The sequence below is a fragment of the Dactylosporangium sp. McL0621 genome (assembly GCF_049995355.1).
Taxonomy (GTDB): Bacteria; Actinomycetota; Actinomycetes; order Mycobacteriales; family Micromonosporaceae; genus Dactylosporangium.
Genome location: NZ_CP188259.1, coordinates 5,701,598 through 5,719,216, shown reverse-complemented (window position 1 = coordinate 5,719,216; position 17,619 = coordinate 5,701,598). Strand labels below are relative to the sequence as shown.

Here is a 17,619-nt window from a genome sequence, read left to right as displayed (position 1 = left end):
GGCGGTCACGCGACCGGCGGGGTGTAGATGACGGCCCGGCTGTCGACGAGCGCGTCGCGGAAGGAGGAGTAGGTCTGCCCGACGGTCCCGTCGGCGTTCTCGATGCCGACGACCGTCCCGAGCCCGCGTTCGTAGGCGTTGTCGAGGCCGGCGTAGTTGAAGGTGATCGTGCCGTTCTCGGCGATGAGCACCTCGGCGTTGACGCGTCGCGACGTGTTGCCGAAGAGGTACATGTCGCGCCACTCGATGACGAACTTGCGGTTCGGCGCGGAGCCGACGACCGCGGTCCGGACGCTGGAGCTGCCGTCCAGGACCAGGTCGTCCCAGAACGGATACAGCGCGGCGTTCGGGCCGGTCGGATCGGGTAGCGCGGCCCGCGCGTCCGGCACCTCGTAGCCGGGATCGGTGAAGCTGACGAAGCCGTTGGCCGAAACCCAGGCGCTGGTGTACGTCTGGCCGTAGAACGTCACCGGGAACGGCAGCGTTATCGGGGTGTGCGCGTCGTCGTCGACGATCGGCAGGACCGTGGTGTCGGCCGGCACGAACGCCTGCGTCGCCGTCGTGCACGTGTAGCCGAACTCGTCCGGTACCGGGGCCAGCGCCAGGTTCGCCACCGTCGGCCCGGACACGTGCCCGGTGACCGCGGCCGTGGCGCAGCCGTCCACCGTGGACACGCTGAACCCGCCCTCCTCCACGGAGGCGAACGCGTAGCTGCCGTCGCTCGCCGACGTGGTCGTGAGGCCCTGGGGCTGCAGCGACACGGTGAGCCCGGCGGCGGGTGCGCCGTTGCGGGCACGGTGCCCGTCACGGTCCCGGTGCCGATCGGCTGGGCGTCGAGCGGGTAGTCGATCAGGATCGCCTTGCCGTTCTCCAGCAGCGGCTGGTTGTAGAGGTACTGCAGGCCGTACTCGCCGCCGGTGCTCTCGATGCCGACCGTCGCGTCCAGGCCCTTCTCGACGTCGTCGGCGTCGATGTCGGCGTAGTTGAAGGCGATGTCGCCGTTCTCGGACAGGATCGCCTCGAACGTGACCCGCTTCGGCGTGCCCCACATCTCGACGTTGCGCCACTCGACGATGTACTGCCGGTTCGGGAACGCCCCGGTGAGCTCGGTGCGGACGCTGGCGCTGCCGTCGACGATCAGGTCCCGCCAGAACGGCGCGACGATCGCGTTCGGGGCGGCCGCCTGCGGGATGGCCGCGCCGGCGGAGGCGTCGCCCGCCGCGCTCGGGTCGGCGAAGGCGATGAAGCCGTTCGTCGACACCCAGGCGGTGGAGGAGTTGTGACCGTAGAACGGCACCACGAACGGCAGCGCAACCTGGGTGGTGGCGTCGTCGCCGCTGAGGTTGAGGAGGCTGCCGTCGGCGGGGTCGAACGCCTGGCTCTGCGCCGTGCAGGTGTACCCGAAGATGTCGGACTGCGGGTACAGCGCCAGGTCCACGTACGTCTGCCCGGTGACCACGACCTCCGTGCTGGCGTACAGCCCGCACGCGTCGCCGACCGCGGTCGACACGGTGTACGTGCCGGCCGTCAGCCCGGTGAACTGGTAGACGCCGTTCGCGTCCGTCACCCGGGTCACGCCGCTCGGGCGCAGCATCACCGTCGCGCCGGCGACCGCGCTGCCGCTGATCGGGTCGGTGACGGTACCGGTGATCGCCGGCGGCGTGCCGACGTTGACCAGCGCGGTGGTGGTCTCGCTGTTGCGGGTGCCCGCGACGGACTCGGCGAACAGCTGGATCTGGCCCTGGGTGAGCGGGGTGACGGTCACGGTGACCGAGCCGCCCGGCGTGGGCAGCGTCGCGGTCGAGCCCGGCGGGTAGATGCCGAGGCCGTACTTGATCGCCGTCACCGAGGGGTCGCCGCCCGCGCTCAGGGTCACCTGCAGCGGCTGGTTCGCCGTGGCGTTGTTGCCGTTGGGGAACGTGACGATCGGCTTCTCCGGCTTGAGCTGGCTGGTGAGCTCCGGGTCGGTGCTCGGCACGACGCGGCCGTAGATGCGTACGTCGTCGACGCCGCCCTTGAAGAAGCTGTCGGCGGCGCCGTTCCACTTGCGCCGGCCGAGCGTGACCGGGCCGGTCGCGTTGAACCCGCCGGAGAGCACGAGCGTCCCGGTCTGCAGTACCCCGTCGACGTACATGCGCAGGGTGTGGGTCGACGCGTCGTAGGTGGCGACGATGTACGTCCACCGGCCCGCGACGGGCGTGCCGTCGGACACGAGGCCGGCGACGACCGGCGGGTTGTCGACGTCGGTGCCGTACATCGCGAACCGCCAGCGGTTGGTGCTGCCGTGGTATCCGAGGGTCCACGCCGAGGTGCGCGTGCCGTCCTGGCCCACCGCGACGTAGCTCGCGCCGCCCGGGTCGAGGGTGTCGACCTTCAGCCAGGCGGTGACGGTGAAGTTGGCGTCGGTCCGCACGGTCGTGGCGGCGCCGGTCGACGGGTCCTTGGTCTGGATCGGGCCGGCCGTCGCGCCGGTGGCGTTGGTGCCGTTGAACTGCAGCGCCTTGCCGGTGCTGCCGCGGCTGGCGATCCACGCCGGGTTGGTCAGCGTGAGCGGGTTGCCGTGGCCGCTCGCGTCCACCGCGGTGGTGCCGGAGCCCTCGTCGAGCCGCCAGCGGGCATCGGGACCGGCGCCGGCCTGGACGCTGAACGCGTACGACTTCGGGGTCGCCGAGTAGCTGCCGCCGGTGTCCTTGGTCCACACCCGCAGGGTGAACGCGTCGTCGGTCGGCGGGGTGATGGTCACCGTCGCCGTGTTGTCCGCGGCCGGAGCCACCTGCGTGGCGTTCGGCGGGGTCGTGCCCGTGTCGAGGGTGTACGCGTAGCCGGCGAAGTCCGACGGCACCGTGGCCGGCGGGAAGAACTTGAACGTCCCCGCCACCCCCGCCCCGCCGTGCCGCTGCCCGTCACTGGGATAGTCCGTCGACGTCACCTGCGACGGCGCCCCCGGCGGCGCGGTGTCCACCTTGAACTCGCACACCTGCGAGAACTGCCCGTCGTCGGTACCGTCGTAGGAACGGGCCTGGAACTGGTACACCCCGTCGTTGACCAGCCGGCCCGGCGGCACACTCACGATCGCCGTCGTCCCCGGCGTGACCGAGTTCTGCATCACCCGGTCGTTGTCGTTGCGGGCACCGCCCACCGGCCACCACCAGAACGACACATTGTGCACCTGCGCCGTACCGTCACCATCACTCGTCCGCGCCCGCAACTCCGGCGTCACCGTCTTCACCACCGGCCGCCCCGCACCCGTCACACACGCACTGCCCGACACCGTCAGCTGATCCGGGGCGTTCGGGTACGAGTTGTACGTCACCGTCAGCAACGCCGTCCCGGCGTCGAACTTCTTCCACGCGTTATGGTTCGCCTCATCACCCGCCCGCAGGCCGATCGTCACACCGTTCCAGTACTGCCCGGCCGCGGACTGGATCAGCCCGGTGATCCCCCACTCACTGCGCACCCGGGTCTTGTTGCAGGTGTGGTTGTCCACAAACGTCTGCAACGAGCTCCAGCTACCCGCATGGTTGCTCCAGTTCGTGTTCGCGTCGATCCCCCCGACCCACCACAGGCTCGTACGCGTGTCGCTGCACGTCCACGAATGCAGCAGATCCATCGAAAACTTCGCGTCCAGCACATGCTTGCCCACATACGAAGACGTCGGCAGCAGGAAGATCGACCGGTAGATCATCGTCTGACCCTCATCGGTGTACCCGACCTTCGCACACGGCACCGCCGTATACGGCGACGGACACCCGTTGCGGTCATAGCTCCAATACGACTGCGACGTGAACCGGCTATTGATCATCGTCCAGGCCGACGCGTTGAACGCCGGATCGATGAACACCGGAAACTTCGTCGCACCCCCGCGCAGCACCTGCAGATCCGGCCGGATCACGACATCGCCGCCCTCGACCGCCACCGGCATCCGCGCGGTACGGCTCTGCACCCCGACCGCCTTCGCGTCGGCCGGCACACCGCCGGAGGAGTCCCACATCGCCGGCGTACCCGAGGAGAACATCGGCGCGCCGCTACCGTCGACATAACTCACCGACCCCGCATCACCGGTCTTCACCCGCAGACCCTTGGTCGCGGTGCGGAACCGCACATTCTCCAGCGCCCGCTGCTTCGCCGCCTCCGGCGTCTTCACCACCAGAACCTCGGAGTAGCCCTCAACCTCGGCGGTCAGCTGCAGATCCACGCCGGGAAGCACCTCCGGATACGTGGCGGTGCGGCCCTCCACCTTCGGCGCGGGCAACGCCGTGGGCCACGACAGCGCCAGCTCACCGGACCCGCGCCGCAGCGACACCAGCGGACCGCTGCCACCACCCGAAAACGTCGTACCCAGCCAACTCGCCACCGGCGCATACCCGGACGACGTCTTACGCAGCATCGGATCCGGCGCGGTCCAGCCGCCGTTCGCGGTCCGCACCCGCTGCACCACCATCGCCTCGGACGACGTGAAGGTCCCGTTCGGGTTCGCGAAAACCTGCGCCCGCTCGGTACGCCCCGACAGGACCTCGACCCGGCCCTTACACACGGCCGCCTGCTGCTGCGCACTCGCCGCATCGTTCGCCGTTCCGGGACAGGCGACCGGCTTGGGCGCGGCCGCGGCCGGGCCCGCGAAGGGCGGTGCCACCAGCAATGCGACGACGAGACCGAGCAGCGCGATGAGCACGCCGGGCCGAAAATGCGCACGCCGAACAGGCAGACGAATATCCACGCCGGCCACTCCCCCATGATCCAGTTGACTGGTGCGAGGGAAGGCTAGGAGTTACCTGGGAACGCGGTCAACGGGTCGGGGTGCTGCCATGACCGGCGGGCGCTACTCACGGTCGCTACCCAATGTGAGCGTGCGTGCACGGCACCCTGTTCGAACCGGACGGAGTCTTAACCGTCAGTCGTATTCCGGTGCGTCAATATGAAGAAAATCACGCCCATCTACCTGGCTGAATGCCAGCTCATGGGCGAGTCCGGCGTCCGCCGGCGACGCCTCGGTGCGCTCGACCATCTGGGCGAGCCGCTCCACCTCCGGCAGCAGCCGCACGGAGATGATCAGCTCGCCGACGCCGGCGATCGCGGCGGCGATGATCGGGCCGGCCACCGGGGCCGCGGCCACCGCGATCGTGGCGATCAGGCCGCTCGCCGCGCGCACGCGCAGGCACAGGCGGCCCAGGCTCGGGAAGGGCTGCGCCGCCGCGGCGTCGACGGCCGCGGCGACGCCGAAGGCCAGGGCGGTCACGGCGACGCCGACGGACGGGTCGGCGCCGGGCATGCGGAGCAGGATCACGCCGGCGAGAGCGAGCAGGGCGGGGCCGGCCTGCGGGGCGAGCGGGCCGCCGTACCGGGCGCGCAGCACCTGGCCGCCGCCGAGCCGGCCGCACGCGGTGAACAGCAGCCACGCGCCGAGCGTGGCCGCGCCGGCCGCGCGCACGGACGTGGGCCAGAGCGCCGCGAGCGCCGCCACGAGGACGCTCAGCAGGCCGAAGCTCGTCACGGCCCACCAGCCGAGGACGCCGAGCAACGGGCGCGCGTGCCGGCCGACCGTTTCCAGCTCGGGTTGCATGGGGGGTCTCCTCGCGGTGTTGCCGGATCGACCACCCTGATACCCATCAGCCCGGGCTACCGAACATATCGGTCATCGTGACTGATGCCGTGGCAGCCAGATGGCAGCCCAGACGCATTTCCCCCTTGCGGTGCACAGACAGCCCCAGACGGTGGCGTTGCGGTCGATGATGTGCAGCCCGTCGCCCGGGAGGTCGACGCGGCGGCGGGCATTGGGCAGTACCGTCGGAGGCCGGGGATCCCCGTCGCGCACGGCCAGATGCAGGTAGCTGCCGCGGCGGCTGACGGTCAGGGTCAGCGGCGTGGCGGCGTGGGTGGCGGCGTTGTGCACGAGCTCGAAGACGATCCGGCGCGCGACCGTGGCGGCCTCCGGCAGGCTCCAGGCCATGCAGGCGTCGTGGACCTGCAGCCGGGCCTGGCTCGGCGCGAAGCCGTCCGGCTCCAGCGTGACGGTGAACCGGTCCGGCGGCGTCGGGCCGAGCTCGACGGCCGCCTCGGCCGCCGGCACGTCGTCGAAGAGCCGCAGCACGCGGTGCCAGAACGGGTTCGCGAGCCGCGCCCGCAGCCGGCCGCGGGCCGGGCGCACCCACAGCAGGAAGACGCCGTAGTCGCGCAGGGCCCTGGCCTGGGCCGCGTGGCACAGCGGCGCGGCGGCGCCGGTGGCGTCGTCGAAGTCGGTGAGGTCGACGATGACGGCCCGGGGGCAGGCGACGAGCGACTTGCCGATGGTGGTCCGCAGCCGGTGCTTGTGCTCCGTGGTCAGCGAACCGGCGACGGTGACCCAGGTGATTTCCCGCTCGAGATCATGACGGGTCTCAATGGTCATCATGGGCTAACCATAAAACGAACCCGTTGAACCTGAACCCGTCCGCGGAACGAACCACCATCCGTGGTGCAGACAGCCGGAAACCGCCGGTCCGGCGACCCCTGAGGGGTTACCGGGCCGGCGGCACGGGCCGGGCCGGTCAGCGCAGGGACGGCTCCGGCGGCACGACGAGCACCTCGCACCCGGCCTCGGCGACGATGCGCTGACCGGCGCTGCCGTCGAGCAGATGGGCGACGCCGCCGTGGGTCGGGCCGCCGATCGCGACCAGCTGGGCGCCGACCGCCTTGGCGTGCCGGGCGATGAGGCTGCCGGCGTGGCCGTGGTCGGCGACGCTGCGCAGGACGTGGCCGGACGCGGCGACGCCGCGGGCGGCGAGCCCGTCGAGGGCGGCCTGGACGCGGGCGCGGGCCTGCTCGTAGGTCTCCCGGTCGACGGCCTCCTCGCCGACGACCGCGATCTCGTGGACGTGCAGCAGCTCCAGCGGCGCGTGCAGCTCGGCGGCCCGTTCGGCCGCGGCCGCGGTGACGGCGGCCGCGTTCGGGCCCGAGTCGACGGCGACGACCACCGGCCGGTTGCCGTTGGCCGGTCCGGTGCGCCCGACGGCGACGATCTCGCCGATCGGCTCGGCCTCCTCCGCGGCGGCGGCGTTCTCGGCGTCGGTGAGGATGCGGTGGCCGGTGGCCAGCACCGCGATCGCCAGGAGGAAGGTCGCGGCGCCGAGGTAGAACGGCACGTGGATGTTGTAGTGGTCGGCGAGCTTGCCGGCCGCGAACGGGGCGAGGCCGCCGCCGATGAAGCGCACGAAGCCGTAGGAGGCCGAGGCGACCGGCCGCGGCACCGGGGCGACGGTCATGACGGCCTGGGTGGTCAGGGTGTTGTTGATGCCGATGAAGGCGCCGCACACGATGACCGCGACGATGACCGTGGCCGGCGAGTCGGTGAACGCGGCGATGACGGTCATCACGACGCCGAGCAGGAACAGGTTGACGTACAGCGTCCGGGCCGTGCCGAAGCGCCGCTGCAGCCGCGGGGCGACCGCGACGCTGAAGAGGGCGACGAGCAGGCCCCAGCCGGTGAAGACCAGGCCGAGCTTGTGCTCGTTCAGGTGCATCGGGTACGGCGCGTACCCGAGCATGGTGAAGAAGCCCCAGTTGTACAGCACCGCGGTCAGGCTCATGATCAGCAGCCCGCGGTGGCGCAGCGCGGTGAGCGGGGCGGCGATCGAGGTCCGCACGGCGGGCGTGGTCGTCTTCGGCACCAGGAAGATCGTCGCCAGCAGCGCGATGAACATCAGCACGCTGACGCCGTAGAACGGGCCGCGCCAGCTGATGCCGCCCAGGGTGCCGCCGAGCAGCGGGCCGACCGCGATGCCGATGCCGAGCGCCGTCTCGTACAGGATGATCGCCCCGCTGAAGCCGCCGGTCGCGGACGCCACGATGACGGCGAGCGAGGTGGCGATGAACAGCGCATTGCCCAGGCCCCAGCCGGCCCGGAAGCCGACGATGCCGCCGATCGTGTCGGAGGTGCCGGCGAGCGCCGCGAAGACGACGATGATCGCCAGGCCGGCGATGAGGGTGTACTTCGGCCCGATCCGGCTCGACACCATGTTCGTGATGAGCATGGCGACCGCGGTCACGAGCAGGTAGCTGGTGAACAGCAGCGACACCTGGCTGGGCGAGGCGTGCAGCTGGGCCGAGAGCGCCGGCAGGATCGGGTCGACCAGGCCGATGCCCATGAACGACACGACGCAGGCGAACGCGACGGCCCACACCGCCTTCGGCTGGCGGAACGGGCTGGCCGCCGCCGGACTGTGCTGGCTCACATGCATGAGGAGGTACTCCCGGGAAGGGTCTGGTAGGTGGTGACGAGCCGGTCCAGGGCGGGCAGGGCGGCGGCGAGCGCGGCGCGGTCCGCCGGGTCGAGGCGGTCGGCGAGCCCGGCCAGCAGCCGGGCCCGGGTGTCGCGGCGCCGGCGCAGCACCTCGGCGCCGTCCTCGGTGAGGTGCACCATCACCACCCGGGCGTCGTCGGCCCAGGAGCGCCGCTCGGCGTAGCCGTCCTGCTCGAGGCGGGACACGAGCTGCGTCATGGCCGGCTGCGTGATGCCTTCGCGCGCGGCGAGCTCCGAGATGCGGCACGGGCCGTGCACGTCGAGCGTCCGCAGCACCGCCGCCTTCGACAGCGAGACCTGGTCCGCGGGGGCCAGCCGCCGCAGGAGCGAGACGACCCGCTCCAGGCTGTTGGCGAGGGCCACCCCGTCGAGGATCTTGGACACACAACTTTTATATCACGTGCTTATATTCAGGCGTTATGCTTCTGGGTGTGATCGAACCCTCAAGCACCCCGGGGGACGGGCCCGGCACGATCCTCGTCGGCGTCGACGGCTCGACGTCCTCGCTGCGGGCCGCCGCGTACGCCGTCGGGCTGGCCCGCCGCCAGCGCTGCCGCCTCGTCGCGGTGTACGTGCGCACGCTGCCCGCGACCGTGCTCTCCCTGGCCGACACCGGCGGCGGGGCGGCGACGAACGTGGTCGACGCGCACGACGCCGTGGAGCGGCAGCTGCGCGACGCCGTCGAGCACTACATCCCGCTGCTGAGCGTCGACGCGCACCTGGTCGTGCGCACCGGCGAGCCGTACACCGAGCTGGTCGACGCCGCCCGGCAGCTCAACGCGGACGCGGTAATCGTCGGGCGCTCGGCGAACGCGCTGCACCGCATCGCCGGCTCGGTCGCCGTCAAACTCGTGCGCTGCGGCCGCTGGCCGGTGACCGTGGTGCCGTGATCAGGCGCGCGACCACCGCTTGCGGCGGCCGGCCGGTGACCGTGGTGCCGTGATCAGGCGCGCGACCACCGCTTGCGGCGGCCGGCCGGTGACCGTGGTGCCGTGATCAGGCGCGCGACCACCGCTTGCGGCGGCCGGCCGGTGACCGTGGTGCCGCGATCAGGCGCGCGACCACCGCTTGCGGCGGCCGGCCGGTGACCGTGGTGCCGCGATCAGGCGCGCGACCACCGCTTGCGGCGGCCGGCCGGTGACCGTGGTGCCGCGATCAGGCGCGCGACCACCGCTTGCGGCGGTCCGCCGGTGACCGTGGTGCCGTGATCAGGCCCGGCGCCAGCGCACCAGCGCGTCCTCCGACGCCTGCACCGCCCCGATCGCGGCCAGGTGCTCCAGGTGCGCGAGCGTCTCACCCAGGGCCATCCTCCGCAGCATCCCCACCAGCGCGTCCCACCCGCGCGACCACGTGATCGCCGCCGCGACCGCCCACGCGGACGGCGCGCCGAGGGCGTCGATCGCGCGCAGGATCTCCCCGCCCCGCTCGTCGTGGTGGCGCACGAGGTCGGCGGCGCGCGTGTCGAGGCCCCGGAAGCGGTACTCGTGCGCCGGCAGTGCCTCCTCCGCCCCGAACTTGCCGGTCAGCCCGAGCGAGGCCAGGTAGTCGCCGAGCGGGTTGCCCGCGCTCGCGGCGTGGACCGTGATGTTGGGGCTGATCCGCGGCAGCAGATGGTCGCCGGTGAGCAGCACGCCCGCGCCGGACTCGTGCAGGCAGAGGTGCCCGGGGGTGTGCCCCGGCGTCCAGACCGCCCGCAGCTCGTGCCGCGCGAGGGGCAGCCGGTCGCCGTCCTCGATCGCGCGGTCGGGCTCGGCCATGTGCAGGAGCTCCCCGAGCCGCTCCGGGGAGATGGCCAGCGCCTCCGCCTCGGCCTCGGGCGCGCCGTGGCGCAGCAGCCAGGCGCGGTCGGTCCCGGGGTCGCGGCCCCGCCACGAGCGGGCGGGCAGCGTGCGGGCCTCGGCCGGGTGCATGCCGATCCAGGCGCCGGTGCGCTCGCGCAGCCAGCCGCTGAGCCCATGGTGGTCGGGGTGGATGTGCGTGACCACGATCCCGGTGATGTCGGCGAGGTCGGCGCCGGCGGCCCGCGCCCCGGACGTGAGCGCGGCGCGCCCCTCGGCCGTGTCCCAGCCCGGGTCGACCAGCAGCGCGCCGGCGTCGTCGAGGAAGAGGTAGCTCAGCGTGTACCGCAGCGGGTTGTCCGGAATCGGCACGGGAATCGACCACACGTCGGGCCGGACCCGCTCGACCGGCGGCAGGACCCGACGCTGCCAGGCCTGGTGCTGGTCGGTCCCGGTGACGATCACGCCGCGTTCGTCGGCCGCAGCGCTCATAGGCGTCATGCTAGCCACAACGGTCACGGTTCGGCCGGGCCGGCGGCTGTCCAACCGGTCACATGCCCGCACAACAGGCCGGTCGCGACCACCAGGCGCGCGACCGCCGTGTCGGCCGCCGCGGCGCCGATGCCGACGGCGGCGAGACCCACCGCGGCGTACCGGCGGTGCGCTGACGGCACCGGCCCGGGCGCGAGCGTCAGCCCGGTGTGCCGCCCGGCCTGGTCGAGCGCGGCGAGCAGCGCGTGCGCCGGACCGCGGGCCTCGACCGGAACGGCGTCGGCGCGGTCCCCGGCCCCGGCGACGTGGATGACGAGCGGGGTCGCGCCGGCCTTGTGCAGCTGCCGCGCGTGGTGGGCCGAGCCCTGCGCGCCGAGCAGCGCCACCGACAGCCCCGCGGCCCCCGGCAGCGCCGCGGCGAGGACCCGGGCCGCCTCCAGGACGACCGCCACCCCGCCGGCGTCGTCGGCCTGGGCGGTGAGCAGCAGCTCGGGGGCGGTCCCCGAGCGCCAGCGGCCGTGCCGGTTGACGCCGGGCCGGTCGAGCCGGCGGATGGGCGTGCTGCCGGCCAGCCAGGCGTCGCCGGCCGCGGCCGCGCGGGCGACCTCGGCGTGGATGCCGGTGTCGAGCGTGAGGATCGGCAGCGGTCCCGGGTTGGGTCCGGTCCGGATGGTGTACCGCCAGCCGTCCGCATCCACCCCGCGCGGGACGAGCAGCCCGAGCGCGCCGTGGGCGTGGCCGTACGCGGCGAACAGGGTCATCCCGGCCGGCACGACGAGCCAGCGCCCGGCCGGATCGCCGCCGCCCGCGACGACGAGCTCGCCCCGCCGGACGAGCGGGCGGTCGGCCGACGCCAGGTGTACCGCGACCTCGCGCCCGGCCGCGAGGGGGCCGCCGGACCAGCGGACGCTCGGCTCGGCGTACACCTCGGGGACGAACGGCACCGTGAACGGCTCGGCCGTCACCGCCGCGCCGGCATCCTCGAGGACGTGGCGCGGGTCGTGTGCGGCGACGGTGGCGGCGAGACGCTCGCCGGAGACCCCGGCGAGCGCACGCGGCAGCGCGTCGTCGGCGCAGGTGGCCATCGTTCAACCGTTGCACGGTATTTCGAGATCTGTCAAGCTAGACACATGTCAAATCAGCTGGTCGTGCTCACCGGAGACGCGTGCTGCACCCCGATCGCGCGGGAGCGCATGCCCGCCGAGACCGCGGCGGTCCTCGCGCCCGCGTTCAAGGCCCTCGGCGACCCGGTGCGGCTCCAGCTCATGTCGATGATCGCCAGCGCGCCCGAGGGCGAGATCTGCGTCTGCGACCTGACCCCGGCGTTCGAGCTGTCGGGCCCGACCATCTCGCACCACCTGCGCACCCTGCGCGAGGCCGGGCTGGTCGACGCCGACCGGCGCGGCACGTGGGTCTACTACCGCGCCCGGCCCGGCGTGCTGCAACAGCTGGCGACGCTGCTCTCGGTGGATTCCGCGTGACCGTGGGGCGCCGGCACCACCTGATCGTCGACTGCCCCGACCCGGCGGCGAGCGCGCGCTTCTGGAGCGCGGTGCTCGGCGAGCCGGTCACCTACGACGACGGCGACTTCGTGGTCGTGTCGGCCGACACCACCACGTCGGGGCTGGCCTTCCAGCGCGCGCCGGGGCAGCCGCGGCCGACCTGGCCCGATCCCGCGGTACCGCAGCAGATGCACCTCGACGTGATGGTCGACGACCTCGCCGCGGCCGCCGGCGCGGTCGTGACGCTCGGGGCGGTACAACTGCCGGGCGATTTTGTGTTCGCCGATCCCGCCGGGCACCCGTTCTGCCTGGTCCAGCGCCCGGGCTGGGCGCCGCCGATCGGCTGACCGACAGGCGCCGCCGGGCGGTACCGTCGAGCTGTGCATCAGCTGTTCGAGGCGGCCGGGTCGCTGCGCGAGGCGTACGCGAAGGTCGACTGGGCCGCCACCCCCCTGGGGCCGGTGGCGTCCTGGAGCCCGGCCCTGCGCGGGGCCGTCGAGCTGGCGCTGCGCACGCGGTTCCCGGTGACGCTCTTCTGGGGGCCGCAGTTCGTGATGGTGTACAACGAAGCCTATGCGCCGATGATCGCCGAGAAGCACCCGGACGCGCTCGGCACGCCGGCCGAGGTCGTGTTCGCCGAAATCTGGGGCGACATCGGGCCGATGCTGGAGCAGGTCCGCGCCGGCGGCGACGCCACCTGGGTCGAGGACTTCCGCCTGGAAATGCTCCGGCACGGCTTCCTCGAGGAGTGCTACTTCACGTTCTCGTACTCCCCGGTGGTCGGCGACGACGGCCGGGTCGAGGGCGTCGTCGACATCGCGTTCGAGACCACGACGCAGGTCCTGCTCCACCGCCGCCTGCAGCTGCTCAACACGCTGCAGGACCGGCTCGCCGCCGTCCACCACCGCGGCGAGGTCCTGCAGCGGGCCATGCCGGTGCTGCACGCCGACCCGCACGACCTGCCCGACGTCGAGATCGCCGCGGCCGACGACCCGGGCGACGTGGTGGTCCGCGAGACGGCGGCGGGAAAGGTGGCGACGGTACGGCTGAGCGCCCGCAGGTACACCTCGGGCGACCTGATGCTGCGCACGACCCTGAGCCCGCGCCTGGTCGCCGACGACGCGTACCTGATCTTCGTGCGGCTCGTCGGGGCCACGATCACCCAGGCGCTGGACCGGGCGCGGCTGCGCGAGACCGAGCGCCGGGTCGCCGCGATCGAGCGGGAGATGTCCGCGACGCTGCAGCGCAGCCTGCTGACCCCGCCGATCGGCACGGAGCACTACCAGGTCGCCGCGCGCTACCTGCCCGCGCTGGAGCACGCCCGCGTCGGCGGCGACTGGTACGACTCGTTCCTGCTGCCCGACGGCACCCTGACCGTCGTCGTGGGCGACATCACCGGCCACGACCGGTACGCGGCGGCGACCATGGCCCAGGTCCGCAGCATCCTGCGGGGCATCGCGTACACCCTGCTCGGCCCGCCGTCACGCATTCTGACCGCGACCGACGAGGCCATGTCCGGCCTCGGCCTGGACACCTTCGCGACGGTGATCCTCGCCCAGGTCAGCGCCGAGCCGGGCACCCCAGCCCCCTACACGCTGCGCTGGTCCAACGCCGGCCACCCGCCTCCGATCCTGCTCGCCCCCGACGGCCACGCCCGCCTGCTGCGCCACCCGCCGGAACTCCTGCTCGGCACCGGCCTGCCGGCGACGCGCAGCGATCACACCGTCACCCTGGCGCCCGGCAGTCACGTGGCCCTCTACACCGACGGCCTGATCGAGCTGCCCGGCGAGCCCCTCGACGACGGCCTGGACGGCCTCGCCGAACTGCTCACCGACCGGCAGGACCTAACCGCCGACCAGCTGTGCGACCACCTGCTGGCGACGTCCAGGACCGGCAACGCCGACGACATCGTCGTCACCGTGCTGCGGACGGGCCGCTGATGCGCCCCCGCGGCACCAACGACCTCGTGAGCCTGCCAGAGGCGCGTTAAGAATTTGTTGTACCGCCGCCGCGCCGACGATCCTCAGACCCGCAGGCCGGCCTCGCGCAGCAGCTCCTCCCGCCGCTCGGCCGGCAGCCGGTCCACGTACAGCACCCCGTTGAGGTGGTCGGTCTCGTGCTGCAGGCACCGCGCGAAGTACCCGGTGCCGGTGACCGTGATCGGGTTGCCGTGCCGGTCCTGCCCGGTGACGGTCGCGACCGCCGCGCGGGGCAGCGACCCGCGTGGCCCGGGCACGGACAGGCAGCCCTCGTCGCCGTCGGCGGGCTCGGCCAGCGGCTCCAGCACCGGGTTGACCACGTGCCCGACCTGCCGGGCGTCGTCGGCGTCGGGGCAGTCGTAGACGAACACCTGCCGGTCGACGCCGATCTGGTTGGCCGCGAGCCCGACGCCGCGCGCCTCGTACATCGAGGCGAACATGTCGTCGATGAGCTCGCCGAGCGCGTCGTCGAACTCGGTGACATCGGCGCAGCGGCGGTGCAGGACGGGGTCGCCGTAGTTGACGATCGGGCGCGCGGTGGGCATTGATCAACAGTACCCGCCCGCCGCCGTCACTTCCGCAGTACTGCCAGGGCGTCGGACCAGGCGACCACCTGGTCGAGGGTGGCGCTCAGCGCGTCGAACTGGTGCGCGGGCGTGCTCGACGTGCTCTCGGTCGGCGGTCTGCACGACCGCGTCCAGCACGACTACGTCGTGAACGGCCTGCTGCACCACCTGCGCAAGCGCGGCATCGTCAAGGACGGCTATCTGGGCCCGACGCTGCGCGACAACCTCGGACTGCCGCTGTGACCGTGGCCGCCGGCCGGACCGGATAGCACGTCAGGTCGCCCGCCGGCGGCGGCTGTAGGCGCGCACCCGCGCCCGGTTGCCGCAGTCGTCCGGGTCGCACCAGCGCCGGCTGCGGTTGCGCGTGGTGTCCAGGAAGAGCCATCCGCAGCCTTCGCCGTCGCAGCGGCGCAGCGTCGAGAGGTCCGGCCGGCGCAGCAGCTCGGCCACGGCCAGGGCCAGGTACGGCACCGGCCGATCGGCCGGGACGGTCTCCGTCAGGGGCAGGCGGTCGGACACCCGCGCCTCGGCGAGGGCGGCCCGCCAGGCCTCGTGCACGGTCCGCACGTCGTCGCCGGTCGCGGGCTCGCCCGCGAGGTGTGCGTCGATCAGGCCGATCGCCGCCCCGCGCAGGCCGCGCACGCGCTCCAGCGCCGCGTCGTCGGCCCGCGCCCGCGCGCCGGTCGCGGCCTCGAACCAGTCGGCGAGCAGCGTCGCGGAGCCGAGCCGGTCGACGCTCCGCGCCGGGTCCAGCCGCCAAGACAGCGTGTTGCACAGGTCGAGCGCCAGGTGGCCGCCGATGAAGCACCATTGGTACACCCTCAGTAATCTACATGCTCTAAAGGTGTTTAGGCCATGTGAGCGCCGGAGAAGACGAAGGCATGGGTAACGGCATTCGGGTGGGCGTCGGGCTCGCCGCGGGCGCGTTCCTGCTCGCGGTGGGCTTCGGCGCGTTCGCGGTGACGCACGGCTGGCCGGCCTGGCTGGCCATCGCCATGTCCGCGGTCGTGTTCTCCGGCTCGGCCCAGTTCGCGCTCGTCACCGCGCTCGCCGGGGGCGGCGGCATCGGCCCGGCGCTCGTCGGCGGCGGCATCGGCCCGGCGCTCGTCGGCGGCGGCATCGGCCCGGCGCTCGCGAGCGCGGCGCTGATGAACCTGCGGTTCGTGCCGATGGCCGCGGCCACCGCCCGGTTCCTGCCCGGCGGCCCGCTGCGCCGCGCACTGCAGGGCCAGGCCGTCGTCGACGGCTCCTGGGTCGCCGCGCAGCGACCCGGCGGCGGCTTCGACCGGCGGCTCATGTTCGGCGCGACCCTGGTGCAGTGGCCGGCCTGGGTCCTCGGCACCGCCCTGGGCGCCCTGGTCGTACCGGGCGGCTCCGCGCTCGCGGCCACCGGTCTCGACGTCATCTTCCCCGGCTTCTTCGCCCTGCTGCTCCTCGATGCCCTGCGCACCGCCCCCCGCCTGGCCCCGGCCGGAGCGCTCGCGGCCGCGATCGCCGCCACGTGCCGGTTCATGCCGTCCGGGGGGGCGCTGGCCCTGGCCGGGGCGGCCGCCGTGCTCGCCCTGCGCACGCCGGCCCGCGTGCGGGAGGCCCGGCCGTGACCACGCTGATCGTCGCCACGGTCGCGCTCGCGCTGCTCAACGTGCTGTACAAGGCGATCGGGCCGGCGCTCCTGGGCGGCCGGACCTTCCCGCCCCGGCTGCAGGCCGTGGCCGACGCGCTGCCCGTGGTACTGCTCGCCGCCCTGCTCACCGTCGACGTGCTGGGCCCGGGCTGGCGGGACTTCGACTGGACGCTGCTGCCCGGGCTGGGCATCGCCATCGGACTGCGCGCGCTGGGCCGTTCCCACCTGACGTGCATCGTGGCGGCGGTCGCGGGCACCGCCGGGCTGCGCCTGCTGCTCGACGCAATCGGCTGAGCGCTGTGCGCTGGGCCGCCTATCATGGCGGGCATGAACGGGCCGACCCCTGAATGGATCATGGTTCTCGCCTACGCCAATGTGGCCGGCTCCCCGCGGCCCCAGGCGGCCCTGCGCGGCTGACTGCGCGAGCGCGGCATCGACTGGATGCCGTTCGCGGACGACGAGGTGCGCATCGACGTCTACTGCGGCCGCGACGAGTCCGGCCGCCCGAGCGGCTCGATCGTGCTGCGGGTCGCCGCGGGCGCATTGGAGCGGCACGGGCTCCATCCGGACCAGCCGCTGTCCCGCGCCGTCGGGCCGTCGCCGCCGAAGTGGTGGCACGCCGAGTGCGAGCGCCGCTGGGCCGGGCGCCGCTCGCTCACCTGGTGGGCCGGTCCGCGATGAACACGAACTCCAGGCCCGGGCGGTCCGGCGCCTGCCGCACGTCGCGCACCCGGTAGCCGGCGGCGGCCAGGCTCGCCTCGACCTCGTCGCGGGCCCGGAAGCGCAGCGTCGAGTCCGAGGTGATCTCCGTGCCGTCGTCGAGAAAGCTATAGGTGTACCGGAACGACACGAACGGCAGCCGCACGTCCGTCACCTCGCGGCGCCGCTCCACCCGCCCGGCGCCGGGCACGTCGAGGGTCACCGGTCCGGCGTCGGCGGCCCACTCCTCCCATGCGCGCGCCTCGGGTCGCCTGGTCTCGAAGGCGAGCACGCCGCCCGGGCGCAGCGCGTGGCGAACGGCCCGCAGCGCTCCGGTCCAGGCCTCGTCGGTCAGGAAGACCTGGGCCACGTTGCCGGTCATCAGGGCCAGGTCGGCCCCGATCGCCGGTACCGCCGCGGCCTCGCCGTGCACCCACGTGACCGCGCCGGACTTCGCGCGCGCGACCGCGAGCGAGGCCTCGGCCGGGTCGACGCCCACGACGGTGCGGCCGCCGCTCGCCAGGCGCACCGCCAGCGCCCCGGTGCCGCAGCCGACGTCGAGCACGCGGCGGGCGCCGAGCTCGCCGGCCAGGGCGAGATAGGCCGGCAGATCGGTCCGGGCGCCGTCGAACGCGTCGTAGACGCGGGCGAGTCGCGGATCGGCGAAGATGGCGTCGGGCACGCAGCGAGGGTATAAGGTTTGC

The 17,619-nt window shown here is 73.3% G+C and carries 19 protein-coding genes; 8 read left to right on the top strand and 11 right to left on the bottom strand.

Translation table 11 applies throughout. The features are described 5' to 3' along the window. Positions 1-5: 5 nt before the first annotated feature. The 6 genes from ACPPVO_RS27015 to ACPPVO_RS26990 all read right to left on the bottom strand — a co-directional run bounded on the left by ACPPVO_RS27015 (position 6) and on the right by ACPPVO_RS26990 (position 8,659). Positions 6-542 (bottom strand): hypothetical protein, encoded by a 537-nt coding sequence (locus ACPPVO_RS27015; RefSeq protein WP_426513947.1) that lies wholly within the window; start codon positions 540-542, stop codon positions 6-8. Beyond that, entirely contained in the window at positions 485-4,672 is a 4,188-nt protein-coding gene (locus ACPPVO_RS27010; protein ID WP_426513946.1) for a LamG-like jellyroll fold domain-containing protein, read from the bottom strand. The genes ACPPVO_RS27015 and ACPPVO_RS27010 overlap by 58 nt, the downstream gene beginning before the upstream one ends. A 219-nt stretch (positions 4,673-4,891) precedes the next feature. Then, a complete protein-coding gene (locus tag ACPPVO_RS27005; protein WP_426513945.1) occupies positions 4,892-5,560 on the bottom strand; it encodes a hypothetical protein in 669 nt (222 codons plus the stop codon). Between the two features lie 72 nt (positions 5,561-5,632). Continuing rightward, positions 5,633-6,388, bottom strand: coding sequence for an ATP-binding protein (locus ACPPVO_RS27000; RefSeq protein WP_426513944.1), 756 nt, complete (start codon positions 6,386-6,388; stop codon positions 5,633-5,635). A 136-nt stretch (positions 6,389-6,524) separates the two neighbouring features. After that, a complete protein-coding gene (locus ACPPVO_RS26995; protein ID WP_426513943.1) occupies positions 6,525-8,207 on the bottom strand; it encodes an MFS transporter in 1,683 nt (560 codons plus the stop codon). After that, positions 8,204-8,659 (bottom strand): MarR family winged helix-turn-helix transcriptional regulator, encoded by a 456-nt coding sequence (locus tag ACPPVO_RS26990; protein ID WP_426513942.1) that lies wholly within the window; start codon positions 8,657-8,659, stop codon positions 8,204-8,206. Before ACPPVO_RS26990 ends, ACPPVO_RS26995 begins: the two co-directional genes overlap by 4 nt. A gap of 47 nt (positions 8,660-8,706) precedes the next feature. Here ACPPVO_RS26990 and ACPPVO_RS26985 point away from each other — a divergent pair, with 47 nt between their 5' ends. Beyond that, a complete protein-coding gene (locus ACPPVO_RS26985) occupies positions 8,707-9,165 on the top strand; it encodes a universal stress protein (protein WP_426513941.1) in 459 nt (152 codons plus the stop codon). A 318-nt stretch (positions 9,166-9,483) separates the two neighbouring features. Here ACPPVO_RS26985 and ACPPVO_RS26980 read toward each other — a convergent pair whose 3' ends face one another. Continuing rightward, a complete protein-coding gene (locus tag ACPPVO_RS26980; protein WP_426513940.1) occupies positions 9,484-10,545 on the bottom strand; it encodes an MBL fold metallo-hydrolase in 1,062 nt (353 codons plus the stop codon). A 23-nt stretch (positions 10,546-10,568) separates the two neighbouring features. Next, the gene (locus ACPPVO_RS26975) at positions 10,569-11,630 is read right to left on the bottom strand and encodes a hypothetical protein (RefSeq protein ID WP_426513939.1); all 1,062 of its coding nucleotides are present in this window, start codon (positions 11,628-11,630) and stop codon (positions 10,569-10,571) included. A gap of 45 nt (positions 11,631-11,675) precedes the next feature. Here ACPPVO_RS26975 and ACPPVO_RS26970 point away from each other — a divergent pair, with 45 nt between their 5' ends. Genes ACPPVO_RS26970 through ACPPVO_RS26960 form a run of 3 tightly spaced genes read left to right on the top strand, consistent with a single transcriptional unit; the run spans position 11,676 to position 13,987 of the window. Further along, positions 11,676-12,026: an ArsR/SmtB family transcription factor gene (locus tag ACPPVO_RS26970; protein WP_426513938.1), complete on the top strand. Its 351-nt coding sequence runs from the start codon at positions 11,676-11,678 to the stop codon at positions 12,024-12,026. Then, complete coding sequence (locus tag ACPPVO_RS26965; protein WP_426513937.1) at positions 12,023-12,394, top strand: VOC family protein; 372 nt, start codon at positions 12,023-12,025, stop codon at positions 12,392-12,394. The genes ACPPVO_RS26970 and ACPPVO_RS26965 overlap by 4 nt, the downstream gene beginning before the upstream one ends. Before the next feature lie 33 nt (positions 12,395-12,427). Continuing rightward, entirely contained in the window at positions 12,428-13,987 is a 1,560-nt protein-coding gene (locus tag ACPPVO_RS26960) for a PP2C family protein-serine/threonine phosphatase (RefSeq protein WP_426513936.1), read from the top strand. An 83-nt stretch (positions 13,988-14,070) separates the two neighbouring features. On the opposite strand, the gene def is transcribed toward ACPPVO_RS26960, so the two are convergent. Further along, positions 14,071-14,571, bottom strand: a complete 501-nt coding sequence (gene def / locus ACPPVO_RS26955) for a peptide deformylase (protein WP_426513935.1) — start codon at positions 14,569-14,571, stop codon at positions 14,071-14,073. A gap of 78 nt (positions 14,572-14,649) precedes the next feature. Between def and ACPPVO_RS26950 the strand changes: the two genes are divergently transcribed. After that, positions 14,650-14,835 (top strand): hypothetical protein, encoded by a 186-nt coding sequence (locus ACPPVO_RS26950; protein WP_426513934.1) that lies wholly within the window; start codon positions 14,650-14,652, stop codon positions 14,833-14,835. A gap of 30 nt (positions 14,836-14,865) precedes the next feature. On the opposite strand, the gene ACPPVO_RS26945 is transcribed toward ACPPVO_RS26950, so the two are convergent. Then, positions 14,866-15,411 carry a CGNR zinc finger domain-containing protein gene (locus ACPPVO_RS26945; RefSeq protein ID WP_426513933.1) on the bottom strand — a complete coding sequence of 182 codons (546 nt, stop codon included), beginning with the start codon at positions 15,409-15,411 and terminating at the stop codon, positions 14,866-14,868. A gap of 62 nt (positions 15,412-15,473) precedes the next feature. On the opposite strand from ACPPVO_RS26945, the gene ACPPVO_RS26940 reads away from it, so the two are divergent. From ACPPVO_RS26940 to ACPPVO_RS26930, 3 genes are all read left to right on the top strand, one after another. After that, a complete protein-coding gene (locus tag ACPPVO_RS26940; protein WP_426513932.1) occupies positions 15,474-16,193 on the top strand; it encodes an AzlC family ABC transporter permease in 720 nt (239 codons plus the stop codon). Next, a complete protein-coding gene (locus ACPPVO_RS26935) occupies positions 16,190-16,510 on the top strand; it encodes an AzlD domain-containing protein (protein WP_426513931.1) in 321 nt (106 codons plus the stop codon). The genes ACPPVO_RS26940 and ACPPVO_RS26935 overlap by 4 nt, the downstream gene beginning before the upstream one ends. A gap of 147 nt (positions 16,511-16,657) precedes the next feature. After that, positions 16,658-16,897 (top strand): hypothetical protein, encoded by a 240-nt coding sequence (locus ACPPVO_RS26930; protein WP_426513930.1) that lies wholly within the window; start codon positions 16,658-16,660, stop codon positions 16,895-16,897. On the opposite strand, the gene ACPPVO_RS26925 is transcribed toward ACPPVO_RS26930, so the two are convergent. Beyond that, on the bottom strand, positions 16,872-17,597 hold the full coding sequence (locus ACPPVO_RS26925; protein WP_426513929.1) for a class I SAM-dependent DNA methyltransferase: 726 nt from the start codon (positions 17,595-17,597) through the stop codon (positions 16,872-16,874). The genes ACPPVO_RS26930 and ACPPVO_RS26925 overlap by 26 nt on opposite strands. Positions 17,598-17,619 lie beyond the last annotated feature (22 nt).

Coding starts and splice junctions, on each gene's coding strand:
- ACPPVO_RS26930 (WP_426513930.1), top strand. CDS start 16,658: ATGCCGTTCGCGGACGACGAGGTGCGCATCGACGTCTACTGCGGCCGC.
- ACPPVO_RS26970 (WP_426513938.1), top strand. CDS start 11,676: ATGTCAAATCAGCTGGTCGTGCTCACCGGAGACGCGTGCTGCACCCCG.
- ACPPVO_RS26975 (WP_426513939.1), bottom strand. CDS start 11,630: ATGGCCACCTGCGCCGACGACGCGCTGCCGCGTGCGCTCGCCGGGGTC.
- ACPPVO_RS26980 (WP_426513940.1), bottom strand. CDS start 10,545: ATGAGCGCTGCGGCCGACGAACGCGGCGTGATCGTCACCGGGACCGAC.
- ACPPVO_RS26940 (WP_426513932.1), top strand. CDS start 15,474: ATGGGTAACGGCATTCGGGTGGGCGTCGGGCTCGCCGCGGGCGCGTTC.
- ACPPVO_RS27005 (WP_426513945.1), bottom strand. CDS start 5,560: ATGCAACCCGAGCTGGAAACGGTCGGCCGGCACGCGCGCCCGTTGCTC.
- ACPPVO_RS27000 (WP_426513944.1), bottom strand. CDS start 6,388: ATGATGACCATTGAGACCCGTCATGATCTCGAGCGGGAAATCACCTGG.
- def (WP_426513935.1), bottom strand. CDS start 14,571: ATGCCCACCGCGCGCCCGATCGTCAACTACGGCGACCCCGTCCTGCAC.